The organism is Amaricoccus macauensis (assembly GCF_014201905.1).
Lineage (GTDB): Bacteria > Pseudomonadota > Alphaproteobacteria > Rhodobacterales > Rhodobacteraceae > Amaricoccus > Amaricoccus macauensis.
On record NZ_JACHFM010000001.1, the window covers coordinates 1,127,331 to 1,149,412 of the forward strand.

At 68.4% G+C, this 22,082-nt stretch carries 20 protein-coding genes; 6 read left to right on the forward strand and 14 right to left on the reverse strand.

Annotation, left to right across the window (positions count from 1 at the left end):
- Positions 1–151 precede the first annotated feature (151 nt).
- A complete protein-coding gene (gene leuD, locus HNP73_RS05400) occupies positions 152–766 on the forward strand; it encodes a 3-isopropylmalate dehydratase small subunit (RefSeq protein WP_184147568.1) in 615 nt (204 codons plus the stop codon).
- Here leuD and HNP73_RS05405 read toward each other — a convergent pair.
- From HNP73_RS05405 to HNP73_RS05420, 4 genes are all read right to left on the reverse strand, one after another.
- Positions 753–1,208, reverse strand: coding sequence for a GAF domain-containing protein (locus HNP73_RS05405; RefSeq protein WP_184147569.1), 456 nt, complete (start codon positions 1,206–1,208; stop codon positions 753–755). The two genes, leuD and HNP73_RS05405, sit on opposite strands and share 14 nt — an antisense overlap.
- Position 1,209: 1 nt before the next feature.
- Positions 1,210–1,548, reverse strand: a complete 339-nt coding sequence (locus tag HNP73_RS05410) for a P-II family nitrogen regulator (RefSeq protein ID WP_184147570.1) — start codon at positions 1,546–1,548, stop codon at positions 1,210–1,212.
- A gap of 104 nt (positions 1,549–1,652) precedes the next feature.
- Positions 1,653–2,978 carry an ammonium transporter gene (locus HNP73_RS05415; RefSeq protein ID WP_221288194.1) on the reverse strand — a complete coding sequence of 442 codons (1,326 nt, stop codon included), beginning with the start codon at positions 2,976–2,978 and terminating at the stop codon, positions 1,653–1,655.
- A 38-nt stretch (positions 2,979–3,016) separates the two neighbouring features.
- A complete protein-coding gene (locus tag HNP73_RS05420; protein ID WP_184147572.1) occupies positions 3,017–3,355 on the reverse strand; it encodes a P-II family nitrogen regulator in 339 nt (112 codons plus the stop codon).
- A 292-nt stretch (positions 3,356–3,647) separates the two neighbouring features.
- Between HNP73_RS05420 and HNP73_RS05425 the strand changes: the two genes are divergently transcribed.
- Positions 3,648–5,636 (forward strand): transglycosylase domain-containing protein, encoded by a 1,989-nt coding sequence (locus HNP73_RS05425; protein ID WP_184147573.1) that lies wholly within the window; start codon positions 3,648–3,650, stop codon positions 5,634–5,636.
- A gap of 52 nt (positions 5,637–5,688) precedes the next feature.
- On the opposite strand, the gene rpe is transcribed toward HNP73_RS05425, so the two are convergent.
- From rpe to HNP73_RS05465, 8 genes are all read right to left on the reverse strand, one after another.
- Complete coding sequence (gene rpe, locus HNP73_RS05430; protein WP_184147574.1) at positions 5,689–6,402, reverse strand: ribulose-phosphate 3-epimerase; 714 nt, start codon at positions 6,400–6,402, stop codon at positions 5,689–5,691.
- Positions 6,399–7,325 (reverse strand): CbbX protein, encoded by a 927-nt coding sequence (cbbX, locus tag HNP73_RS05435; protein ID WP_184147575.1) that lies wholly within the window; start codon positions 7,323–7,325, stop codon positions 6,399–6,401. Before cbbX ends, rpe begins: the two co-directional genes overlap by 4 nt.
- A 388-nt stretch (positions 7,326–7,713) precedes the next feature.
- Complete coding sequence (locus HNP73_RS05440; protein WP_184147576.1) at positions 7,714–8,133, reverse strand: ribulose bisphosphate carboxylase small subunit; 420 nt, start codon at positions 8,131–8,133, stop codon at positions 7,714–7,716.
- A 14-nt stretch (positions 8,134–8,147) separates the two neighbouring features.
- Positions 8,148–9,608, reverse strand: a complete 1,461-nt coding sequence (locus HNP73_RS05445; protein ID WP_184147577.1) for a form I ribulose bisphosphate carboxylase large subunit — start codon at positions 9,606–9,608, stop codon at positions 8,148–8,150.
- Positions 9,609–9,629: 21 nt separating this feature from the next.
- Positions 9,630–10,709: a class II fructose-bisphosphate aldolase gene (gene fba, locus HNP73_RS05450; RefSeq protein ID WP_184147578.1), complete on the reverse strand. Its 1,080-nt coding sequence runs from the start codon at positions 10,707–10,709 to the stop codon at positions 9,630–9,632.
- A 13-nt stretch (positions 10,710–10,722) separates the two neighbouring features.
- Positions 10,723–12,702 (reverse strand): transketolase, encoded by a 1,980-nt coding sequence (gene tkt / locus HNP73_RS05455; RefSeq protein WP_184147579.1) that lies wholly within the window; start codon positions 12,700–12,702, stop codon positions 10,723–10,725.
- A gap of 14 nt (positions 12,703–12,716) precedes the next feature.
- A complete protein-coding gene (locus tag HNP73_RS05460; protein ID WP_184147580.1) occupies positions 12,717–13,589 on the reverse strand; it encodes a phosphoribulokinase in 873 nt (290 codons plus the stop codon).
- An 11-nt stretch (positions 13,590–13,600) separates the two neighbouring features.
- On the reverse strand, positions 13,601–14,608 hold the full coding sequence (locus tag HNP73_RS05465; RefSeq protein WP_184147581.1) for a class 1 fructose-bisphosphatase: 1,008 nt from the start codon (positions 14,606–14,608) through the stop codon (positions 13,601–13,603).
- A gap of 92 nt (positions 14,609–14,700) precedes the next feature.
- Between HNP73_RS05465 and HNP73_RS05470 the strand changes: the two genes are divergently transcribed.
- The 4 genes from HNP73_RS05470 to HNP73_RS05485 all read left to right on the forward strand — a co-directional run bounded on the left by HNP73_RS05470 (position 14,701) and on the right by HNP73_RS05485 (position 18,377).
- Positions 14,701–15,636 carry a LysR family transcriptional regulator gene (locus HNP73_RS05470; protein WP_184147582.1) on the forward strand — a complete coding sequence of 312 codons (936 nt, stop codon included), beginning with the start codon at positions 14,701–14,703 and terminating at the stop codon, positions 15,634–15,636.
- A 388-nt stretch (positions 15,637–16,024) separates the two neighbouring features.
- Positions 16,025–16,702 (forward strand): ATP-binding cassette domain-containing protein, encoded by a 678-nt coding sequence (locus tag HNP73_RS05475; protein WP_184147583.1) that lies wholly within the window; start codon positions 16,025–16,027, stop codon positions 16,700–16,702.
- A complete protein-coding gene (locus HNP73_RS05480; protein WP_343063204.1) occupies positions 16,699–17,607 on the forward strand; it encodes a cell division protein FtsX in 909 nt (302 codons plus the stop codon). Before HNP73_RS05475 ends, HNP73_RS05480 begins: the two co-directional genes overlap by 4 nt.
- Before the next feature lie 5 nt (positions 17,608–17,612).
- Positions 17,613–18,377 (forward strand): lysophospholipid acyltransferase family protein, encoded by a 765-nt coding sequence (locus HNP73_RS05485; protein ID WP_184147584.1) that lies wholly within the window; start codon positions 17,613–17,615, stop codon positions 18,375–18,377.
- Between the two features lie 64 nt (positions 18,378–18,441).
- Here the strand turns inward: HNP73_RS05485 and HNP73_RS05490 are convergent, their stop codons facing one another.
- Both HNP73_RS05490 and HNP73_RS05495 read right to left on the reverse strand, forming a co-directional pair.
- On the reverse strand, positions 18,442–19,404 hold the full coding sequence (locus HNP73_RS05490) for an acetyl-CoA carboxylase carboxyltransferase subunit alpha (RefSeq protein ID WP_184147585.1): 963 nt from the start codon (positions 19,402–19,404) through the stop codon (positions 18,442–18,444).
- A 122-nt stretch (positions 19,405–19,526) separates the two neighbouring features.
- Positions 19,527–22,082, reverse strand: coding sequence for a TIGR02302 family protein (locus tag HNP73_RS05495; protein ID WP_184147586.1), 2,556 nt, complete (start codon positions 22,080–22,082; stop codon positions 19,527–19,529).

The following is a 22,082-nucleotide window of genomic DNA, read 5'->3' on the forward strand; positions in this document are numbered from 1 at the left end:
CTCCCAACTAACTATACCGAACGGTTCAGCCGTCAACCCCGATAGCGGCAACGCGCGGAATTGCTGTACCAGCCCGCATGGGTCAGCCCCCCGCCTTGCGAGACTGCCGGCCATGTGATTAACGAAACCGACTCGCTCGGGAGGGACGACCATGGACAAGTTCACGAAGCTCACCGGTGTCGCGGCGCCGCTGCCGCTTATCAACGTCGACACCGACATGATCATCCCCAAGCAGTTCCTGAAGACGATCCAGCGCTCCGGGCTCGGCAAGAACCTGTTCGACGAGATGCGCTACGATGCCGACGGCAACGAGAACCCGGACTTCGTCCTCAACAAGCCGGCGTATCGCAACGCCGAGATCCTCGTCTCCGGCGAGAACTTCGGCTGCGGCTCCAGCCGCGAGCACGCGCCGTGGGCGCTGCTCGACTTCGGCATCCGCTGTGTCGTGGCGCCGAGCTTCGCGGACATCTTCTACAACAACTGCTTCAAGAACGGCATCCTGCCCATCGCGCTGCCGCAGGAAGACGTGGACAAGCTGATGGACGACGCCGACCGCGGCTCGAACGCGGTCATCACCGTTGATCTCGAGAACCAGGTCATCACCGGGCCGGACGGTGGCTCGATCGCCTTCGAGGTCGATGCCTTCCGCAAGCACTGCCTGCTGAACGGTCTCGACGACATTGGCCTCACCATGGAGAAGGCCAGTGCGATCGACTCCTACGAGGCGAAGCAGGCGTCCAGCACGCCCTGGCTCAAGGCCGGCTGAACACCGCCGCCACCAGCGCTTCGAGCGCCCGGGCGTCTTCCGCATCAAAGGCGCCCGGCGTGTTGCTGTCCACATCCAGCACCGCCATGAGCGCGCCGGCTCCGTCGAACACCGGCACGACGATCTCGGAACGCGTGCTCGACGCACAGGCGATGTGGCCGGGAAACGCATCGACATCCGGCACCACCTGCGTGCGGCCCTCACGCGCCGCGGCGCCACAGACTCCGCGCTCGAACGGGATGACGAGGCAGCCATGCCCGCCCTGGTACGGGCCGATCTTCAGCATTCCCGGTGTCGTCACCCGGTAGAAGCCCACCCAGTCGAAATCCCCGAAGCCGTGGAAGAGCTCGCATGCGACCGTCGCCATCAGCGCGATCGCGTCGGTCTCGCCTTCCACCACAGCCTCGATCCGCTGCCCCACCTCGTGATAGTCGCGACTCATTTCAGAGCGCCTCGTCGCCGGTCTCGCCGGTGCGAATCCGCATGGCTTCGCCGACTTCCACCACGAAAAGCTTGCCGTCGCCGATCTTGCCGGTCCGCGCCGTCGTCGCGAGCACCTCAATCACCTCCGTGGCGATCGAATCCGGCACAACCATTTCAAGGCGCAGTTTCGGCACGAAGTTCACCTGAAACTCCCCGCCACGGTAGACTTCCGTGTGCCCGGACTGCCGTCCGAAGCCGCGCACCTCGTTGACCATCATCCCCTTCACTCCGACGGCCGAGAGCGCGGCGCGCACTTCGTCGAGCTTGAACGGCTTGATGACGGCAATGACGAGCTTCATGGCTGATCCTCCAGAACGCGCGAACGGGCCGGTAGCACCGACCCGTTCAACCTGACCGTAGCGAGACGCCCTGCACCAGTGGGACGCGCGGGACGTCGTTTCCGTCAGTACACGTAAGCCCGTTCGCCGTGCTCCGCCAGATCGAGGCCTTCGCGTTCGATCTCTGGCGTCACGCGCAGGCCGATCAGCACATCGACGAGCTTGTAGAGGATGAGCGACACGATGCCGCACCATGCGATGGTCACGCAGACCGCCTTCACCTGGACGAGGAGCTGCGCGCCCATGGTGACGCCGTCGGCATAGCCGACCCCGCCGAACGTGCTCGACGCCAGCACGCCGGTCAGGATCGCGCCGACAATGCCGCCGACGCCGTGCACGCCGAAGACGTCGAGGCTGTCGTCATAGCCGAGATGCTCCTTCACCACGTTGACGAAGAAGTAGCAGCAGGCCGAGGCGATGAGGCCGAGAGCGATCGCGCCCACCGGCCCGACGAAGCCCGCGGCCGGCGTGACAGCGACGAGACCCGCCACCGCGCCCGACGCCGCACCGAGCATCGAGGCCTTGCTGCGGAGCACCGCTTCCAGCACCGACCAGCCGACCACGGCGCCCGCCGTGGCAACGAAGGTGTTCATCATCGCGAGCGAGGCGAGCCCACCGGCCGAGAGCGCGGACCCCGCGTTGAAGCCGAACCAGCCCACCCACAGGATCGCAGTGCCGACCATGGTGAGCGTCATGGAATGCGGCGCCATGATCTCCTTCCGGTAGCCAATGCGCGGACCGATCACCAGCGCGCCCACCAGTGCGGCGATGCCGGCGTTGATGTGAACCACCGTGCCGCCGGCGAAGTCCATCGCGCCCCAGTTGAAATAGAGCCCGGCCGGATCCCACGCCATGTGGGCGATCGGGAAGTAGACGAGCGTCACCCAGAGGATCGTGAACAGCATCACCGCCGAGAACCTGATCCGCTCGGCGAAGGCGCCGACGATGAGCGCGGGCGTGATCGCCGCGAACGTCATCTGGAAGGCGGCGAACACCAGCTCCGGGATCGTGCCGGAGGCGGAGTCCGGCGTCACGCCGGACAGGAACACCTTGCCGAGACCGCCCCAGTATGGACTGTCCGACCCGCCGAAGCTCATGGAATAGCCGTAGAAGACGTAGAGGATCATCACCACCGAGGCGACGAGCGTGACCTGCATCAGCACCGAAAGCATGTTCTTGCTGCGGACGAGGCCACCGTAGAACAGCGCGAGCCCCGGGATCGTCATGAAGAGAACCAGCAGCGTCGAGGTCAGCATCCACGCAGTATCGCCGCTGTCGATCGCCGAGGCGACCTCGGTGACGACCTCGGGAGCCGCCGTGTCCTGCGCGAAGACCGGACCGGCGGCCAGAAGGGCAAGCGCCACCCAGGGCAGCTTGGGGAACATTCTCATGAAACCGATTCCTTGCATGTATCTCTTGGGTGGATTGCTCAGAGCGCCTCGTCCCCGGTCTCGCCGGTGCGGATCCTGAGGGCCTGCTCGACGGAGAGGACGAAGATCTTGCCGTCGCCGATCTTGCCGGTCCTGGCAGTGGTCCCGAGGGCGTCGACGACGTGGGCGGCCACCGAGTCCGGTACCACCAGCTCGATCTTCACCTTCGGCACGAAATTCACGACGTACTCCGCGCCGCGGTATATCTCGGTGTGGCCCGATTGCCGCCCGTAGCCCTTCACCTCCGAAACCATCAGGCCCTGCACCCCCAGAGCGGTCAGGGCTTCGCGGACTTCCTCGAGCTTGAACGGCTTGATAACGGCGATGATCAGTTTCATCCGGTCCCTCGTCCCCCGTTGCATCTTGCAGCGCAGCAGCGCCTTACCGATGCCAAGCAAGGTCCATGCCATAGACCGGCCGCGCAGGTATCCCGTGGTAAACACGGGACTAATCGCGAGAGTGGGAATCCAGGCGGACTGTTTCTGACTATTTTATGCGCACCAATCCCCGCCCGGTGACCAAGTGGCGCGCAAACAGGCAATTCACGCGCCCCGGCACCGCGGTCTGGTAATCTGGTCAGTTTCCGCGTAGGTTTCCGATCAAAATCAAAATCACGAGCAGAACCCGGGCATGTCGCAGCATCGCAAGAAGAAGGCCGCTCCGCGGCCCCGACTGGCGTCCCGCCTGTTCCGCGGCACGCTGCGCACCGCATGGTGGCTGGGCCTTCGGCTCGCCATCGTGGTTGCCGTGGTCCTCGCCGCCAGCACCGCCTGGTACGCCAGCAAGCTCCCGTCGCTCGACGAGCTGCTCGACCCCCGCGAGAGCGGTTCGGTCACCCTCGTCGACAATGGCGGTCAGACCTTCGCCTGGCGCGGTCAACAGTTCGGCATCGTCAACGCCGAAACCGTGTCGCCGCACCTGCTGAACGCCATCATCGCCACCGAGGATCGCCGCTTTTTTTGGCACTTCGGCGTCGATCTTCGTGGCACCGCACGCGCCGCGCTGACGAACTTCCGCGCCGGCGGCACGGTGCAGGGCGGCTCGTCGATCACCCAGCAGGTGGCGAAGCTCATCTTCTTCGACAACACGCGCACCCTTGAGCGCAAGATCAAGGAAATCCCGGCGGCCCTCGCGCTCGAATGGAAGTTCACCAAGCCCGAAATCCTGTCGATTTACCTCAATCGCGCCTATCTCGGCGCGGGCACCACCGGCTTCGAGGCAGCGACCGAGCGCTATTTCGGCAAACCGGCGTCGGAGGTCACCCCCGCCGAGGCGGCGATGCTCGCGGGCCTTCTGCGCGCGCCCTCGCGCTTCGCCCCGACCAACGACCTGAAGCTCGCCCAGTCCCGCGCCGGTCTCATCATCGGTCTGATGCAGGATCAGGGCTACCTCACCGCGGCGCAGGCCGAGCAGGCCCGGGCGCATCCGGCCGTGCTCTCCTCCGCGGCCGCGGCCCGGGCGGGCGGTTCCTTCGCCGACTGGATCATGTCGACCGGCCCCGACTTCCTCACCCGTCGCACGACCGAGGACATCGAGATCGCCACCACCTTCGACCCCGTGCTCCAGCGCGCTGCCGAGGACGGGCTGAAGGCGGTGTTCTCCGAGAAGCTCAAGGCCGGCTCCAAGGCTCAGGCGGCGATCGTCGTCATGTCGGCGGACGGCGCGGTGCGCGCCATGGTCGGCGGCCGCGAGCTCGGATCCGGTGAGGGCGAGTTCAACCGCGCCACCATGGCGAACCGGCAGATCGGCTCGCTCTTCAAGCCCTTCGTCTATGCCGCAGCACTTCAGACCGGCGCGAGCCCCTACGATCTGGTCGAGGACGCGCCGCTCACCATCTATGTCCCGGGCTCGGGCAACTGGTCGCCGCAGAACTACACGCGCAAGTATCTCGGCGACATCAACCTCGCCCAGGCAATGGCGAACTCGATCAACACCGCCACCATCCGGGTGCAGGAGGCGACGGGCCGCGCCCGGGTCCGTGCCATGGCCGAAGATTTCGGCATCCCCGGGCCACTGCCCGAGGGCCCGGCGCTCGCGCTCGGCGTCTCCGAGGCGTCACTCCTCGAAGTGACCGGCGCCTTCGCCGGATTCCTGAACGACGGGCAGAAGGTCACGCCCTACGGCCTGACCGAACTGCGTCGCAAGGCGGACGGCGGCGTCCTGATGAAGGCGGTGCCACAGCGCCCGGTGCGCGTCCTTGATGACCGCGTCGCGGGCGAACTCATCTGGATGCTGCGGCAGGTGGTCGAGTTCGGCAGCGGCGGGCGCGCGCAACTGCCCGATGGCCGCCCGATCGCCGGCAAGACCGGCACCACCCAGGCCGCCCGTGATGCCTGGTTCGTCGGCTTCAGCGCCGATTACGTCACCGGCGTCTGGATGGGCTACGACGACAACACGCCCCTGACCGGCGTCACCGGCGGCGGTCTGCCCGCGGAGATCTGGCGCGAGACGATGACCAGGGTCGAAGCGGGCCAGCCCATCCGCCCGCTGCCAGAGCGCATCCCGGAGCAGCGCGTTGCCCAGATCATCCCGGAGGTGCCGGTGGCGATCAGCAACGTCGAGAGCACGGTGCGCAACGTGGTGCAGAACGTCATTCAGGGCCTGTTCGGCAACAACTGAAAACGCGCCGGCCACGGGGGCCGGCGCGCCGGAAAGGTCGAAGCCAACAGGATCAGGCGCGGACGCGCGCCGCCTCCGCCGCCTCGCGGATCGCGCGGATGTTCCGCCCGTAGGCGGACGGGTCCGCGACACTGCCGCCCTTGAAGACCGCCGAGCCCGCCACGAGGCAGTTCGCGCCCGCCGCGGTGACGAGGGGCGCGGTCTCCGGCGTCACACCGCCGTCCACCTGAATGTGGATCGGGCGGTCACCGATCATCCGGCGCAGGATCTCGATCTTCGGCACGACCGCCGGAATGAACGACTGGCCTCCGAAGCCCGGATTGACCGACATGACGAGGATGAGGTCGATGCGGTCGAGCACGTACTCGATCGTCTCGGCGGGCGTGCCCGGGTTCAGCGCCACGCCGGCCTTGCAGCCGAGGGCGCGGATCGCCTGAAGGGTCCGGTCGATGTGCGGGCCAGCCTCCACGTGGGCGGTGATGTAGTCGGCACCCGCCTTGGCGAAATCCTCCAACAGCGGATCGACCGGGGCGATCATCAGATGGACGTCCATCACCGTGCGGATGTGCGGCCGGATGCACTTCGCGACCGGGGCACCGAAGGTGAGGTTCGGGACGAAGTGGCCGTCCATGACGTCCACGTGCACCCAGTCGGCGCCCTCCGCCTCCACCGCCCGGCACTCGGCGCCGAGTTCGGCGAAGTCGGCGGAGAGGATAGACGGCGCAATCAGCACCTTGCGGTCGAAATCGGTGGTATCGAGGCTCATGCTCCCCTCCCGTCAATGCCGCCGCTGAAGACGCGGCTCGCCCGGATGTCGGGCGTGTCGATGGTGGAGAGAGCTTCCGCGTCGAGCGGGCTCTCTGCCGTGGCGAAGAGCCGGTTCGCCTGCCGGAGCCGCGCCCGGTCGAGGGCGTTGCGGATCGAACGGGCGTTGGCGAAGTGCGGCTGCCCGCGCCGAAGCTCGATATACTCGGCCATCGCCTGCCGAGCAGGCGGCGTCAAGCTGTAGTGCTGGTCCGTGAGCATCATCTCGGCGATCTTCAGCAGCTCATCGGAGCTGTAGTCCGGGAAGTCGATGTGGTGCGCGATGCGCGACCGGAAGCCCGGGTTCGACTCGAAGAAGCGGTCCATCCGGTCGGAATAGCCGGCGAGGATCACCACGAGGTCGTCGCGGTTGTTCTCCATGACCTGCAGCAGGATCTCGATGGCCTCCTGGCCGTAGTCGCGTTCGTTCTCCGGTCGATAGAGATAGTACGCCTCATCGATGAACAGCACACCGCCCATCGCCTTCTTCAGGATGTCGCGCGTCTTCGGCGCGGTGTGGCCGATGTACTGGCCGACGAGGTCGTCGCGGGTGACGGCGACGAGGTGGCCCTTCCTCACATAGCCGAGCCGGTGGAGCAGGTCGGCCATGCGGAGCGCGACCGTGGTCTTGCCGGTGCCGGGGTTGCCGGTGAAGCTCATGTGAAGCGTCGGGGACTCCTGGGCAATACCCATGGAACGGCGCGCCCGGTCAACGAGCAGGAGGGACGCGGTCTCGCGGATGCGGTTCTTGACCGGCGTGAGACCGATCAGCGACGCATCGAGCTCCTCAAGGATCGCCTTGACGCCCGAGGTCTCGAACTCGGCGCGCAGGTCGACGGTGGTCGGGCGGCTCTCGGTGTCGATCTTGGTGGCATCATCGGGCATGGGTGCCTCGCTTCGGAATGGGGTCAGGTACGGCGGATCGGCCGCGCAAAGTGGAAAAGAGCCTCAGCCGTCAAATTGGTTGCAACGGTGACGCAAGCTGGATTTGGCAGGTGACAAATCCAGCCGCGCACGCCCCTCCCGGGGGCGGGCGCGAGCGCCCGCCAGGGGCGCGCACGGCTGGATGGCATCCTCCCGCAGACATCTTCGCCCCTGCCGGCCTCCGCGCGTCCCGCGCTCCAGCCGGCGGCCCGGCCGAGGCAGTGCCTCGGCTTGTCGGGCCGGGACTCGCGCGCCAGGCGCGCTTCGGTCAGAGTCTGGAACGGAGAGCCTCATGGTCCGACATCCTTGCGGGTGGCCGGGCGGATACTGGTCCGCCCGGCCTCCGGCGTCAGGCGTAGCGCGAGCCTTCCGGCCGGTCGGTGGCGTAGGCGCGGATCGCGTAGGTCTGCTTCCGGCCAGCGCCTTCGGTCCGGGTGAGCTCGAAGCCCGGCTCCTCCGCCGGACGGTTGGCGATGAACGACAGCCGCACCGACTCCCAGCCCGGCGAGGAGTCGAACGCCATCACCCGGATGTACTCGTTGCCATGCGCCTTGCGGCACTCGTTCAACTCGTAGACGAGCGCGGCGGCATCCGGGTTGTCGAACATCGGATGGCCCCACATCTCCCAGTAGCAGTTCCGGGGGTGCGGATCGTCGGTGTATTCGAGGCTCACCGCCCAACCCTTGTCGATGCAGTACTGCACCTGCTCATGGATCTGCTGGTCAGTGAGGTCGGGCAGGAACGAGAAGGCTCCCTGGGTCACACGCATATCAATGGTCTCCCTTAGCTCACGGTCGCGGACGGAACGAAGTCCGGCGCGTCGGTGGAGGCATAGTCGAAGGTCACGTCCTTCCAGGTGTCGAGCGCCTGGCGCAGCGGCGTGCAGGTCCTGGCAGCCTCCGCGAGGATCGCCGGACCTTCGGCGAGGTAGTCGCGCCCGGCGTTGCGGGCGAAGATCATCGCTTCAAGCGCGACGCGGTTCGCGGTGGCGCCAGCGGCGATGCCCTGCGGGTGGCCGATCGTGCCGCCGCCGAACTGGAGCACGACGTCCTCGCCCAGGTGGTCGATGAGCTGGTGCATCTGGCCGGCGTGGATGCCGCCCGAGGCCACCGGCATGAGCTTGTTGAGGCTCGCCCAGTCCTGATCGAAGAAGATACCGTTCTCGAGCTTCATCGGCACCTTGTCCTCGCGGCAGGTGTCATAGAAGCCCCTGGTCGTCGCCGGATCACCCTCGAGCTTGCCGACGACGGTGCCGGCGTGGATGTGGTCGACGCCCGCGAGGCGCATCCACTTGGTGATGACACGGAAGCTGACGCCGTGGTTCCGCTGCCGGGTGTAGGTCGAGTGACCAGCGCGGTGGAGGTGCAGGATCATGTCGTTCCGGCGCGCCCACTTCGCCATGGACTGGATGGCGGTGTAGCCGATCACGAGGTCGATCATGACGATCGTCGATCCGAGCTCCTTGGCGAACTCGGCGCGCTCGTACATGTCTTCCATCGTCGCGGCGGTGACGTTGAGATAGGTCCCCTTCACCTCGCCGGTGGCGGCGGCCGCCTTGTTGACCGCTTCCATGCAGTAGAGGAACCGGTCCCGCCAGTGCATGAACGGCTGCGAGTTGATGTTCTCGTCATCCTTGGTGAAGTCGAGTCCACCCTTCAGCGCCTCATAGACCACGCGGCCGTAGTTCCGGCCCGAGAGGCCGAGCTTCGGCTTCACGGTGGCGCCGAGCAGCGGCCGGCCCCAGACCTGCAGACGCTCGCGCTCGACCACGATGCCGGTCGCCGGGCCCTGGAAGGTCTTCACGTAGGCGACCGGAAGCCGCATGTCCTCGAGCCGCAGCGCCTTCAGCGGCTTGAAGCCGAAGACGTTTCCGATGATCGAGGCCGTCAGGTTCGCAATGGAACCCGGCTCGAAGAGGTCGAGATCGTAGGCGATGTAGGCGAAGTACTGGCCCTCGGCGTTCGGCACCGGATCGACCCGGTAGGCCTTGGCGCGGTACTTCTCGCAAGCGGTCAGCCGGTCGGTCCAGACCACGGTCCAGGTCGCGGTCGAGCTCTCGCCCGCGACGGCGGCTGCCGCCTCGACCGGATCAACGCCATCCTGCGGCGTGATGCGGAAGAGCGCGATGATATCGGTGTCCTTCGGCTCGTAGTCGGGCTCCCAGTAGCCCATCTTGCGGTATTCCATGACACCGGCGCTGTAGCGTCCGCGCGGGGTCTCTTTGACGTCGGCTCCATCGGCCATCGGGCTTCTCCTTTGTTGGGTTCAGGCCGCGCGAGCGGCGGACGAGCGGGTGGTCAGGCTGCCGCTGGCATAGCGGCGGGCCATGTCGGCCATGGGAATGACGCGGATCCGCTGGGCATTGCCCGCGGTGCCGAACGCCTCGAAGCGCTCGGTGCAGACCTTGGTCATTGCCGTCATGGCGGGCTTGAGGAACTTCCGCGGGTCGAACTCGGACTTCGAGCCCTGCGCCACGCGGCGGAACTCGGCGGTGCTGGCGAGGCGGAGGTCGGTGTCGATGTTCACCTTGCGCACCCCGTGACGGATGCCACGGACGATCTCTTCCACCGGCACGCCGTAGGTCTCGCGCATCTCGCCGCCGGAGGCGTTGAAGACGGCCTGCCACTCCTCGGGGACCGAGGAAGAACCGTGCATCACGAGATGGGTGTCCGGCAGCTTCGCGTGCAGGCGCTCGATCAGGTCCATGGCGAGCACTTCGCCGTCCGGGCGCTTCGAGAACTTGTAGGCGCCATGGCTGGTGCCGATCGCCACGGCGAGCGCATCGACCTGGGTCTCGGCGACGAAGCGTGCCGCCTCGTCCGGGTCGGTGAGCAGCATGGCGCGATCGAGCGTACCCTCGAAGCCGTGGCCATCCTCGGCCTCGCCACCGCCGGTCTCAAGGCTGCCGAGGCAGCCAAGCTCGCCCTCGACCGAGGCGCCGACCATGTGGGCGAGACGCGACACCTCGCCGGTGATCCCGGCGTTGTAGGTATAGTCGGCCGGCGTCTTGCCGTCCGCCTCCAGCGAGCCGTCCATCATCACCGAGGTGAAGCCGTTCTGGATCGCAGACAGACAGGTCGCGACGGTGTCGCCGTGGTCCTGATGGATGCAGATCGGGATCTCGGGGTACATGACCTCGAGGGCTTCCATCATCTTCGCCAGCATGATGTCGCCGGCGTAGGAACGGGCACCACGGCTCGCCTGAAGGATGACGGGCGCGTCAGTGGCGCGGGCCGCCTCCAGAATGGCGAGGCCCTGTTCCATGTTGTTGATGTTGAAGGCGGGCACGCCGTAGCTGTGCTCGGCGGCGTCGTCGAGAAGCTGGCGCAGGGTTATGCGGGCCATGTCTTGAGCTCCCTCAGGCGATGAGCGAGCGGGCGGCGGCGGCCACGCGCTCAGGGGTGATTCCGAAGTGGCGGTAGAGGTCGGCAGCCGGCGCCGAGGCGCCGAAGCCGGTCATCCCGACGAAGATCGAGTGGTTGCCGAGAAGCGCGGCCCAGCCCTGCGAGACGGCAGCCTCGACGCCGATGCGCGGCGCGGTTCCGAGAACCTCCGCCCGGTAGGCGGGGGGCTGGCTCGCGAAACGCTCGAAGCAGGGCGCCGAAACCACGGCAGCGGCGATCCCGTCGGCAGCAAGCTGCACCGCGGCCTTGAGCGCGACCTCGACCTCCGACCCGGTGGCGATGATCGTGACGTCGCGGTTGCCCGGGTCGCAGAGCAGGTAGGCGCCGCGGGCGGTCAGGTTCTCCGTCACTGCCCGGTCGAGGGTGGGGAGGTTCTGCCGGCTGAGGCAGAGCACCGACGGCGTCCTCGGCTCGGCCAGCGCACATTCCCAGGCTTCCGCCGTCTCGATCGCGTCCGCCGGACGGAAGACGTTGAGGTTCGGCATGGCCCTGAGCGAGGCGATCGTCTCGACCGGCTGGTGGGTCGGGCCGTCCTCGCCGAGACCGATCGAGTCGTGGGTCATCACGTAGATCACCGGCTTGCCCATGAGCGCCGAGAGGCGGATCGCCGGGCGGCAGTAGTCGGCGAAGGCGAGGAACGTGCCGCCGTAGGGAACGAGCCCGCCGTGCAGCGCGATGCCGTTCATCGCCGCCGCCATGCCGTGCTCGCGGATGCCGTAGTGGATGTAGTCGCCGGAATAGTCGTCGGCGGTCACCGGGCGCATGGACTTGGCACGGGTGTTGTTCGAGCCGGTGAGATCGGCCGATCCGCCGGCGAGGTTCGGCAGTGCTGCGGCCAGCACCTCTATCGCCGCCTCGCTCGCCTTGCGCGTTGCCATCGATGGCCGGGTCTCGGCCAGCATCGTCTTGTGCGCGGCCATGCCGTCACCGAGATCGGGGGCAGAATGCGCAGCGTGGAACTCGGCATCGCGGCCGGAGGCGCCAATCCGGCCCTCCCAGGCGGCACGCGCCCGCGCCCCGCGCCCGGCCGCGGCGCCCCAGGCGGCGCGAATGTCGTCCGGCACCTCGAAGGGCTCGTGCGGCCAGTCGAGCGCCTCGCGCGCGGCCTTGATCTCGTCGGCACCGAGCGGCGCGCCGTGGACGTTGTGACTGCCGGCCTTGGTCGGCGCGCCCTGCCCGATGACCGTGCGGCAGGCGATGAGCGACGGGCGCGGATCAGCCCGCGCGGCGTCGATCGCGGCGGCAATCGCCTCCGGGTCGTGGCCGTCGATGGAGACGGTGTGCCAGCCGGAGGCGTTGAAGCGCGCCGGCTGATCGGTCGACGTGGAGAGCGACGTCGCGCCGTCGATGGTGATCTTGTTGTCGTCCCAGAGAACGATCATCCGCCCGAGCCGCAGGTGGCCCGCAAGGTCGATCGCCTCCTGGCTGATGCCTTCCATCAGGCAGCCGTCACCGGCGATCACGTAGGTCCAGTGATCGACCAGCGGGTCGCCGAAACGGGCGTTCAGCATCCGCTCGGCCAGCGCCATGCCGACGGCGGTGGCGATGCCCTGCCCGAGCGGGCCGGTCGTCGTCTCGATGCCGAGGGCGTGGCCGTACTCCGGATGACCGGCGGTGCGGGCCCCGAGCTGGCGGAAGCGGCGCAGTTCATCGGCCGGCATGTCGGAATAGCCGAGCAGGTGATGCAGCCCGTAGAGCAGCATGGAGCCGTGGCCGGCGGAGAGCACGAAGCGGTCCCGGTCGGGCCACTCGGGCGCGCCCGGATCGATGTTGAGGAAACGGGTGAAGAGCACCGTCGCCACGTCGGCCATGCCCATCGGCATGCCGGGGTGGCCGGAGTTCGCCGCCTCGACCGCATCCATGGCGAGGAAGCGCAACGCGTTCGCCATGCGGGTTTCGGTGACGGCGGGAGGAATGCGAGAGATCGTGTTCATCGACGTGCCTCCGGTCAGGCCCGCTTCGCCGCATCGGCGAGGCGGAGGATCAGGGGGGTGAGGATGAGCTGCATGGCGAGATCGAGCTTGCCGCCCGGGATCACGATGGAATTGGCCCGGCTCATCCAGCTGTTCTGGATCATCGAGGTCAGGTACGGGAAATCGATGCCCCGAGGGTTCTTGAAGCGGATCACCACGAGGCTCTCGTCGGCCGTGGGGATCCAGCGGGCGATGAACGGGTTCGAGGTGTCGACCACCGGCACGCGCTGGAAATTGATGTCGGTCTCGGTGAACTGCGGGCAGATGCAGTGCACGTAGGCGTGCATCCGGCGCAGGATCACGTCAGTCACCGCCTCGGTCGAGTAGCCGCGGCTCGCCCGGTCGCGATGGATCTTCTGCGCCCATTCGAGGTTGATGACCGGCACCACGCCGATCTTCAGGTCCGCGTACTCGGAGATCTTGATGTCGTCGGTCCGCACCGCGCCGTGGAGACCCTCGTAGAAGAGCAGGTCGGTGCCCTCGCCGAAGTCTTCCCAGTCCGTGAACTTGCCCGGCTCGACGCCGTAGCGCTCCGCCTCCTTGTCGTCGTGGACGTAGTGGCGGGTCTTGCCATGCCCGGTCTCGCCGTAGCTGCGAAACACCTCCTCCAGCGCCCCGAGCTCGTTCGCCTCGAGGCTGAAGTGGCTGAAGGTCATGTCTCCGGCGGCGAGCCGGCTCTCGAGTTCGGCCTTCATCTCCGCGCGATCGAAGCGGTGAAAGGCGTCGCCCTCGATCGAGACGGCCTTGATGCCTTCCCGGCGGAAGATCTGGTCGAAGGTGTGCTTGACCGTCGTGGTGCCAGCCCCGGAGGAGCCCGTCACCGAGATGATGGGATGCTTGCGGCTCATGAAACCGGTCCTTACGAGGCGCTGCGGGCGTCGAAGAGGCCGCGCTCACCAAAGAGCGGCGACCGGTCGAGCCTCGGCGTTGCGAGATAGGCCGCGACCTTCTTCACCAGATCCGCCGAGCCGAAGACGAACGGCACGCGGGCGTGAAGCGAGTCGGGCACGATGTCGAGGATCGCGCTCTCGCCGTCGGTGGCGAGCCCGCCCGCCTGCTCCATGAGCATCGCCATCGGCGCGCACTCGTAGACCAGCCGGAGGCGCCCCTTGCTGTAGGACGGCCGCGCATCGGCGGGGTAGAGGTAGATCCCGCCCCGACGCAGGATGCGGTGCGCCTCGACCACCAGCGCCGCGATCCAGCGCATGTTGAAGTCGACTTCCAGCGGCCCGGTGCTGCCGGCGATGCAGTCCTCGATGAAGCTGCGGATCGGCTGCGGCCAGTGGCGGGTGTTCGAGATGTTGATGGCGAACTCGTGGGCCTCGGTCGGAACCTGCACCCCGGCCTCGATCAGCTCGAACTCACCCGTCGTCGGCGACAGCAGGAAGGAGTCGACGCCGTTCCCGGTCGTGAGGACCAGCCCGGTCTGCGGGCCGTAGACCACATAGCCGGCCGCGAGCAGGCCACGGCCCGACGCGAGGAAAGTGCCGGGGCCGGTCAGGCCAGCGGCCCGGATCCCGAAGATCGTGCCGATCGAGACGTTGAGGTCGATGTTGCCCGAACCGTCGAGCGGGTCGATCGCCACCGCGAGCGGCGCGCCCTCGGTCATCGGCGTCGCGGTCTCGCGCTCCTCGGAGGCGAGCCAGCGTACCGGCGCCCGGGACAGCACGTCGGCGAAGATGTCGTCCGCGATGATGTCGAGCGCCTTCTGCCCGTCCCCGTCGGAATTGGTGCCTGCCGCCGCGCCCAGCGCGCCGCCGGCAGCGATCCGCTCCGCCACAAGCACCGATCCCTCGGCGATGGCGAGGAGAGTGGCGGCGAGCGAGGCGTCGCAGGAGCGCAGGTGATCCTTGAGCGTGACAGGCATGACGTTCCTCGGCGTAATTTTGTTGCGCTGAATGTGAGGGCCTGCCGCCGAAAATAAAATTGAAAAATCCCTTTGCTGCATTAAACAAAAGTATGGACCACATAGATGCCATCACCCTGAAGCAGCTCCGCGCCCTCGCCGCGATCGTGCGGAACGGCAGCTTGACCGCCGCCGCGGAAGAGCTTCACGTCACCCCTCCCGCCGTCTCGACTCAGCTCCGTACCCTCGAGTCGAACGTGGGCCGGCCGGTGCTGAACCGCGGCCCCGACGGCAAGGTTTCTCTCACCCCGACAGGGGAGGAACTCCTTGCCGCAGCGCACACAATTGAGACCCGGCTCGGCCTCTCGCGGGAACGTCTGCGGGCACTGGCCGAGGGGCGAAGTGGCCACGTATCGCTCGGAGTCGTGAGCACTGCCAAGTACTTCGCCCCCGGACTTGTCGCGCTCGCGCGCGACGAAATGCCGGAAGTTTCCATCGCGCTTCGCGTGGGCAACCGCGAAGAGACCATCGCGGCGATGATGTCCGGCGAGACCGATCTCGCGGTGATGGGCCGCCCGCCCGTGGCGCCGGATGTCGTCTCCGAGCCCATCGGGCCGAACCCGCACGTTCTCGTCGTGCCGCCCGGCCACCGGTTGCTGAGCGGCTCGGTGACCGCGGAACGGCTCGAAGCGGAAACCTTCCTGCTCCGCGAGCACGGCTCGGGCACGCGCATCCTGACCGAGCGCTTCTTGGACGAAAGTCTGGGGGGGAGACCCTTCGTTTCAATGGAGCTCGGCACCAACGAGACCATCAAGCAGGGGGTGATGGCCGGACTCGGGGTGGCGATCCTCTCCGCCAATACCATCTTCGGAGAGGTGACGACGGGGCGACTCGCCGTGGCGCGGGCTCCCGGACTGCCCATCGTGCGCCAGTGGTTCGTCGTCCATCTGGAGGGCCGCCCGGTGGTGCCGGCGGCCGCGACCCTCGCCCGGTTCATCGTCGAGAATCGCGCCCGGGTCCTCCCCGACGCCGCCGGATTGCTCGGCTGAGCGGCCCCGCCAGCCGACGACCTCGCCCGGTCCCGCGGGCCGGACAAAAAAAACCCTGCGGATCGGTCGATCCGCAGGGAGGAAGCGATGTCCCGAAGGTGCTCACAGGAACATCGGTCCGGACGAAGTCCGGGCACGGGAGTATGCCGCAAGTCGTATGCGACGGTTAGCCCCGGTCGATGAAGTTTCCGTAATCTGGCGGGCGATCGCCGAGCAGTCGTCCCGCTCGGGAAGAGGATCGCCGTTCGCTGGCGCGGATATCGGCCTTCTCGCTTGCAACCGGCGGCAACGCAAGATCTTCCTGTGACCCGCCATCCGATCCAGGGGCCGTTGCACCGTCCGGCTGCGGCTGTATAACAGCACGCGCAGCGACGGAGAGAGCCTTTTCGTGATCGAATTCGACGAGGCGGGGTTCAGCTACGGCGGGACCTCGGTGTTACGAAACGTGTCCCTCACGCTTGCCCCGGGGTCGTTCCATTTCCTGATCGGGCCATCAGGCGTGGGCAAGACCACGCTTCTCCGGCTTTGCTACATGGATCTCGTCCCGACCGAGGGCGCCGTGCGCTTCTTCGGGACCGAGATCGCGCCGTCCGACCGCAACGCCGTCGCGGCACTGCGCCGGGCGGTTGGCGTCGTGCATCAGGACTGCCAGTTCCTCGACCACATGTCGGTCTTCGAGAACATCGCCCTGCCGCTCCGGGTCAGCGGCATTCCGGCTGCCGAGCGGGCGGGCGACATCGAGGCGCTGCTCGAATGGGTCGATCTTGGCGACCGTGTCGACGCCCTGCCGCCGGAACTGTCGGGTGGCGAGCGGCAGCGGGCGGCACTCGCCCGCGCGGTGATCCTCAGCCCCGACGTCATCGTCGCAGACGAGCCGACCGGAAACGTTGACTGGGACATGGCGCAGCGCCTGCTGGCGCTCCTGGTGGAGCTGAACCGCATGGGCAAGACCGTGGTGATCGCCACCCACGACCTGAACCTGATCCGCGCCGCCAAGGGCCGGGTCGCGGCCCGCGTTCTGCGCCTCGCGAACGGACAGGTCCAGCCGGCGGGAGCCGACCTGTGATCGGCCGCCGCTTCCGGGCGATCGGCGGCTGGCTCGCCGACGCGGACGGCGCCGACCGCGTGGTACCGCGCGGCCTTCATGCCGGGCTTTCGGTGGGCTTTCTCTCGGCAATGATGGCGTTTCTCGCGGTGCTTGCCCTCGCCCTCGCCCTCGCCGCCGGCCGGCTGGCGCACTCCTGGGAAAGCGAGATCGCCGACACCGCGACTCTCCAGATCCTCGCCGGCGACGACGGCATCGAGGAACAGGCGCGTGCGGCGCTCAATGTGCTGCGCACGACGCCCGGCATCCAGTCGGTGCGAATGGTCGAACTCGCCGAGCAGGAGCGCCTGCTGGAGCCGTGGCTCGGGCCGGACATTCCGGTGGAGAGCCTGCCGCTGCCGCTCCTGATCGAGGTGCAGACCGACCGGGACATGCTGAACGTGCCGAGCCTCCGGCTCCGGCTCGAAGCCGAAGCGCCCGGCGCGGTCTATGACGACCACGCCGCCTGGCGTCAGCCCCTCGTGGTGACGGCCGAACGGCTCCGGATCTTCGCGATCGCCTGCCTTGCGCTCATGACGCTGGCGCTCGCCGTGGTGCTCGGCCTTGCCGCCACGGCCGCCACGGCCGCGAACGGAAATGCCATCCAGACGCTGCGGCTCGTGGGCGCCCGCGACGACTTCATCGTTCGCGCCTTCACCCGACGCTTCACCTTCGGCGCCGCCGCCGGCGCGGTGCTCGGCACCGCGGTCGGGGTGCTGCTGCTCGCCTTCCTGCCGCAGGCGAGCGAACAGGGCTTCTTCCTCGTGGGCATCGGCCTCACCGGCTGGGGCTGGGCCGCACCCGTCCTCGTACCGGTCACCGCCGCCGTCGTCGCCTGGGCCGCCACGCGGCGCGCGACGAAGGCGAGCCTCTGGCGCTGGAGCTGACCCGGATGCAGCTCGTCCGCTCCGCGATCTTCGAGGTTCTGATCTATCTGGTCATGGCGGTCATGGGCATCCTCGGGGCGCCCTTCGCCCTCTGGTCGGTCAATGGCGCCTATGCGGTCTGCCGGGCTTATGCCCGCGTCGTCTTCTTTCTCGCCCGGGTGATCTGCGGCCTGCGGGTCGAGGTCCGGGGCGAGGTGCCCACCGGCGAGGTGCTCGTCACCGCCAAGCACCAGTCGTTCCTCGACATCCTGATGATCTTCGAGGCGCTGCCGCGCGCGAAGTTCGTCATGAAGAAGGAGCTGAAGTGGACGCCCTTCATCGGGCTCTACGCGCTCCGCATCGGCTCGACGCCGGTCGCGCGCGGCCGCAAGGGCAAGGCGATGACCGAGATGGTCGCCCACGCGGGCCGCGCCACCGAGGCGCGCCAGCTCGTGATCTATCCGCAGGGAACCCGCGTCGCGCCGGGCGCGCGTCCGCCGTTCAAGGTGGGCGCCGGCGTTCTCTACGACCGGCTTGGCGGCGAATGCGTCCCCGTCGCCACCAACGCCGGGGTGTTCTGGGGCCGGCGCACGCTCCGAAAGCGGCCCGGGCTCGCGGTGGTCGAGTTCCTCACGCCGATCGAGCCGGGCCTGCCGATCACCGAGTTCATGGCCCGGATGGAGAACACGGTCGAGGATGCCTCCGACCGGCTGATGCGCGAGGCGGGCTTCGACCCCGGTCCGCGCGCCGAACGCACGCCCGCGGACTACGGCGAGCGCCGGCCGAGGTAGCCGCCGGCCGAGACCTGGGCCTTCGCCGTGGGCTTCGCCCCAGTCGCCACCCCGGTCGCCGCCCTCAGGCGACGAGCGACTTCTGCCCCATGTCGAGGAACTTCTTGCGGCGCGCCTTGCGCAGATCGTTGCGCTTCACCCCGTCGAGCTCGCCGAGAAGCTCGCCGATCGCCGTGCCGACGCGGGCGATCGCCTCGTTCTTGTCGCGCTGCGCACCGCCGCGCGGCTCGGGGATCACCCGGTCGATGATGCCGAGGTTCAGGAGATCCTGCGCGGTCAGGCGCAGCGCCTCGGCGGCCTCCCGCATCTTCTCGGCGTCCTTCCAGAGGATCGACGCGCACCCCTCGGGCGAGATCACCGAATAGATCGAATGCTCCAGCATGGCGATCCGGTCGGCGGTGGCAAAGGCCACCGCGCCGCCCGAGCCACCCTCACCGATGATGACGGCGACGACCGGCACGCCGACCTGCAGGCATTTCTCGGTGCAGCGCGCGATCGCCTCGGCCTGACCGCGCTCCTCGGCGCCCTTGCCCGGATAGGCACCGGGCGTGTCGACCAGCGCCACCACCGGCAGGCCGAACCGGTCGGCCAGATCCATCAGGCGGATCGCCTTGCGATAGCCCTCGGGGCGCGCCATGCCGAAGTTGCGGGCGATGCGCGAGCGGGTGTCGTTGCCCTTCTCGTGGCCGATCACCACCACCGAGCGGCCGTCGAGCCGGGCGAGGCCCCCCATGATGGCGTGATCGTCGGCGAAATTGCGATCACCGGCGAGCGGCGTCCACTCGCTGAACAGCGCCTCGATGTAGTCCTTGCAGTGCGGCCGGTCCGGGTGGCGCGCGACCAGCGTCTTCCGCCAAGGATCGAGGTTGCGATAGAGGTCATCCAGCAGACTGTCGGCCTTGCGATCCAGCGCGGCCGCTTCGTCGGCGACGTTCATCTCGGCGTTCTTGCGGGCGAGGGTCCGCAGATCCTCGGCCTTGCCCTCGATCTCGGCGAGGCCCTTTTCAAAGTCGAGATACGTCTGCATGTCCGCTCCGTCAGTTCGGGCCGTATATTGAGCGGCGAGGGAAGGATTGCAACCCGTGCGGGTGCGCGGGGGCCGGGCGGCGTGATCGACGGCAGACGCCTGAAATCACGACCATTCTCCGATCAGAACATATCGAGAAGCCGGCGGAGGTAGTCGAGTTCGACCTCCGGCCGCTGCATGTCGCCCGACCGGCGGCGGATTTCATCGAGAAGCTGGCGCGCCCGCCCGGCGCTGTCGGCCTCGGGCAGCATGTTCTGGCCGGTGCCGATACCGCCGCGCGAACCGATCGGCCGGCCGAGCGGATCGCGCCCGTTCTCGGCGCTCGACTCGCCCGCGCTCTGCCCCTGTTCGCCCTCGCCCTCCGACGGGTCGCGCCCGGCGCGGCGCATGTCGTCGCCCATCTGGCGCACGCCCTCATGCAGGTTGTCGATGGCGTCGGCCTGCCGGTCGAGCGCGCCGGCGATGTCACCGTCCCGGAGCCCGTCGCGCGCCTCGCCCATGCTGCGCTCGGCATCTTCCAGCGCCTGTCGCGTCGCATCGCTGCTGCCGCCCGGCAGGTTGCGCTGCAATTCCTCCATCAACCCACGCAAGGCCTCCTGCCGCTCGGCGAGGCTGCGCGACTCATCACCCCCCTGCCCCGGCTGGCCTTGACCCGGCTGGCCCTGTCCCTGCTGACCCGGGCGGTTCTGGCCGAACTGGCGCTGAAGCTGCTGGAAACTGTCGTCGGCGAGCCCCTGCTGCTCGCGCAGCGCGTCCGCGAGGCCCTGCATCGACTGCTGGCCCTCGCCCTCCTGACCGGGCTGACCCTGCCCCTGCCCCATCATCATCTGCATGTTGTCGAGCATCTGCTGGAGCATATCGAGAAGCTGCTGCGCCTCGGCCTTCCGGCCCTGATCGGACAGCTCCTGGATGCGGTCCATGAGCTGCTGGATCTGGTCCTGGGTCATGGTCTGGCCCGGCGGGGTCTGCGCCTGCTGCTGATCGCCACGCTCGATCGCGTCGCGGGCCATCTGCTGCATGTAGTCGCGGGTCGCCTCGCGGAGCTCGTCCATCAGCCGGGCGATCTCCTCGTCGCTGGCGCCGTCCTCCAACGCCTGTTCCAGCCGCTCCTTGGCCTTGGCGAGCCGCTCCTTCGCGTCGCCGAGCCGGCCGCCCTCGATCTCGACCGCAGCCTTCCACAGCGCCTCGGCCACCTCGTCGCGGACCTGCGCCACGCTGCCATCGGCGTCGGCGGCATTGAGGCGACGGATTGCGGTGCGCACCACGAGATAGGTCCGCGGGCTCTCGAAGATGCCCTCCGGCAGATAGGTCACGGCACGCAGCACCTGAACCACCCGCCGCGCATTCGTGCTCGACCACAGCAGATCCCGGCGCTGCTCCACGAGCGCGGCGGCCAGCGGATCATAGAACGCCCGCATGGGCAGGATGGTCTCCACGGCCGGGCTCTCGCCGGTCTGGCCGACGGCGTCCTCGGCAGTCAGCCGCACGGTGACCGGCATCCCGGCGAACGGGCTCTTCGAGAAGTCCTCGACCAGCGTCTCGGCAAGATCGGTGGTGCCGCCACTCATCGGCAGCGGCAGATCGGTCGCGAGCGGCGGCCGCGCGTCGGGCACCGCCGCCAGACCGTAGACCCGATCGACGCGCGACAGATCGAGGCTGATCTCCGCATGCGCCGCCGTCACGCCATGATCGTCCGAGGCAGCATAAGCGAGCCGCGTCTCGCCACCCGGCGCCCGCTCGAGCCCACCGCCGGTCAGCCGGATCGACGGCGCCGCGTCCGGCTCCATGGCAAAGGACCACTCGCCGAGCGGGCGACGGCCATCGCTCAGGCTGACGCTCCCGCTCTTCGTCACCTCGAATTCCGCCGACTGGATGCCCGGCGCGGCCTCGACCAGCGCGGCCGGGGAGGAGGACACACCCTCGGTCAGCCCGAAGCTTCCCCCTTCGCCATAGGCGCGGAGCGTGATGCGGGTGCCCTGCGGCACCGCGACCGGCGCCCCGCCAGCCACCTCCGAGAGGTAGAGCGTCGGGCGCCCGGTGTAGGTGGGCGGCTCGGCCCAGCCCTCGAAACTCGGACCGCTCGCCGCCACCGGGTCACCGGCGGAGCCGAGCGCCGCGACCACCGACTCGACCCGTCGGTCGGGCGCGAAGAACAGCGCGGCGATCACCGCGACGAGCGCCCCGAGCCGGAGCGCCCAGGGGTCGAAGCGGGAGAGCCGCAGGTCGGGAACGATCGGCCGGGCCCGGGCCGCGACGGCGCGCATCCGCGCGAGATGCGCGGCCCAGACCGATTGCGCGGCGGGGTCGTCAGCGCCCAGCGCCGGCACGTCGCGCAGGCTCGCGAGCGGGCGGCCGGGGAGCGTCGCGTCCAGCCGCTCGCGGGCGGCGGCGGCACTCGGCCAGCGGAACCTGCGGACTCCGAGTCCGAGAAGCCCGAGGAGCACCAGCCCGACGACACCGGCAACAACCGTCACCTGCCCCCGCGCCAGCACCTCGGCGAGACCGAACGCGAAGGCCGCCCATGCGAGCGCAAGGAGGGAGAAGAACGGCCAGAACGCCCGGGTGAACGATTCGAGCCCCAGTGACAGGCGGCTACGCCGGATCACCCGGGCCAGCGCGTCACCGCTCCGGTCCGTCTCCCGCTGCGCTTTCGGTTCGTTCGGGCCGTCTGCTGGCAC

What these genes read in the sequence shown, in the direction of transcription:
- HNP73_RS05490 (WP_184147585.1), bottom strand. Translation starts at nt 19,404, where the DNA reads ATGCAGACGTATCTCGACTTTGAAAAGGGCCTCGCCGAGATCGAGGGC.
- HNP73_RS05445 (WP_184147577.1), bottom strand. Translation starts at nt 9,608, where the DNA reads ATGGCCGATGGAGCCGACGTCAAAGAGACCCCGCGCGGACGCTACAGC.
- HNP73_RS05460 (WP_184147580.1), bottom strand. Translation starts at nt 13,589, where the DNA reads ATGAGCCGCAAGCATCCCATCATCTCGGTGACGGGCTCCTCCGGGGCT.
- HNP73_RS05420 (WP_184147572.1), bottom strand. Translation starts at nt 3,355, where the DNA reads ATGAAACTGATCATCGCCGTTATCAAGCCGTTCAAGCTCGAGGAAGTC.
- HNP73_RS05405 (WP_184147569.1), bottom strand. Translation starts at nt 1,208, where the DNA reads ATGAGTCGCGACTATCACGAGGTGGGGCAGCGGATCGAGGCTGTGGTG.
- HNP73_RS05440 (WP_184147576.1), bottom strand. Translation starts at nt 8,133, where the DNA reads ATGCGTGTGACCCAGGGAGCCTTCTCGTTCCTGCCCGACCTCACTGAC.
- HNP73_RS05485 (WP_184147584.1), top strand. Translation starts at nt 17,613, where the DNA reads ATGCAGCTCGTCCGCTCCGCGATCTTCGAGGTTCTGATCTATCTGGTC.
- HNP73_RS05425 (WP_184147573.1), top strand. Translation starts at nt 3,648, where the DNA reads ATGTCGCAGCATCGCAAGAAGAAGGCCGCTCCGCGGCCCCGACTGGCG.
- fba (WP_184147578.1), bottom strand. Translation starts at nt 10,709, where the DNA reads ATGGCCCGCATAACCCTGCGCCAGCTTCTCGACGACGCCGCCGAGCAC.
- HNP73_RS05410 (WP_184147570.1), bottom strand. Translation starts at nt 1,548, where the DNA reads ATGAAGCTCGTCATTGCCGTCATCAAGCCGTTCAAGCTCGACGAAGTG.
- HNP73_RS05415 (WP_221288194.1), bottom strand. Translation starts at nt 2,978, where the DNA reads ATGAGAATGTTCCCCAAGCTGCCCTGGGTGGCGCTTGCCCTTCTGGCC.
- HNP73_RS05465 (WP_184147581.1), bottom strand. Translation starts at nt 14,608, where the DNA reads ATGCCTGTCACGCTCAAGGATCACCTGCGCTCCTGCGACGCCTCGCTC.
- HNP73_RS05470 (WP_184147582.1), top strand. Translation starts at nt 14,701, where the DNA reads ATGGACCACATAGATGCCATCACCCTGAAGCAGCTCCGCGCCCTCGCC.
- tkt (WP_184147579.1), bottom strand. Translation starts at nt 12,702, where the DNA reads ATGAACACGATCTCTCGCATTCCTCCCGCCGTCACCGAAACCCGCATG.
- rpe (WP_184147574.1), bottom strand. Translation starts at nt 6,402, where the DNA reads ATGAGCCTCGATACCACCGATTTCGACCGCAAGGTGCTGATTGCGCCG.
- leuD (WP_184147568.1), top strand. Translation starts at nt 152, where the DNA reads ATGGACAAGTTCACGAAGCTCACCGGTGTCGCGGCGCCGCTGCCGCTT.
- cbbX (WP_184147575.1), bottom strand. Translation starts at nt 7,325, where the DNA reads ATGCCCGATGATGCCACCAAGATCGACACCGAGAGCCGCCCGACCACC.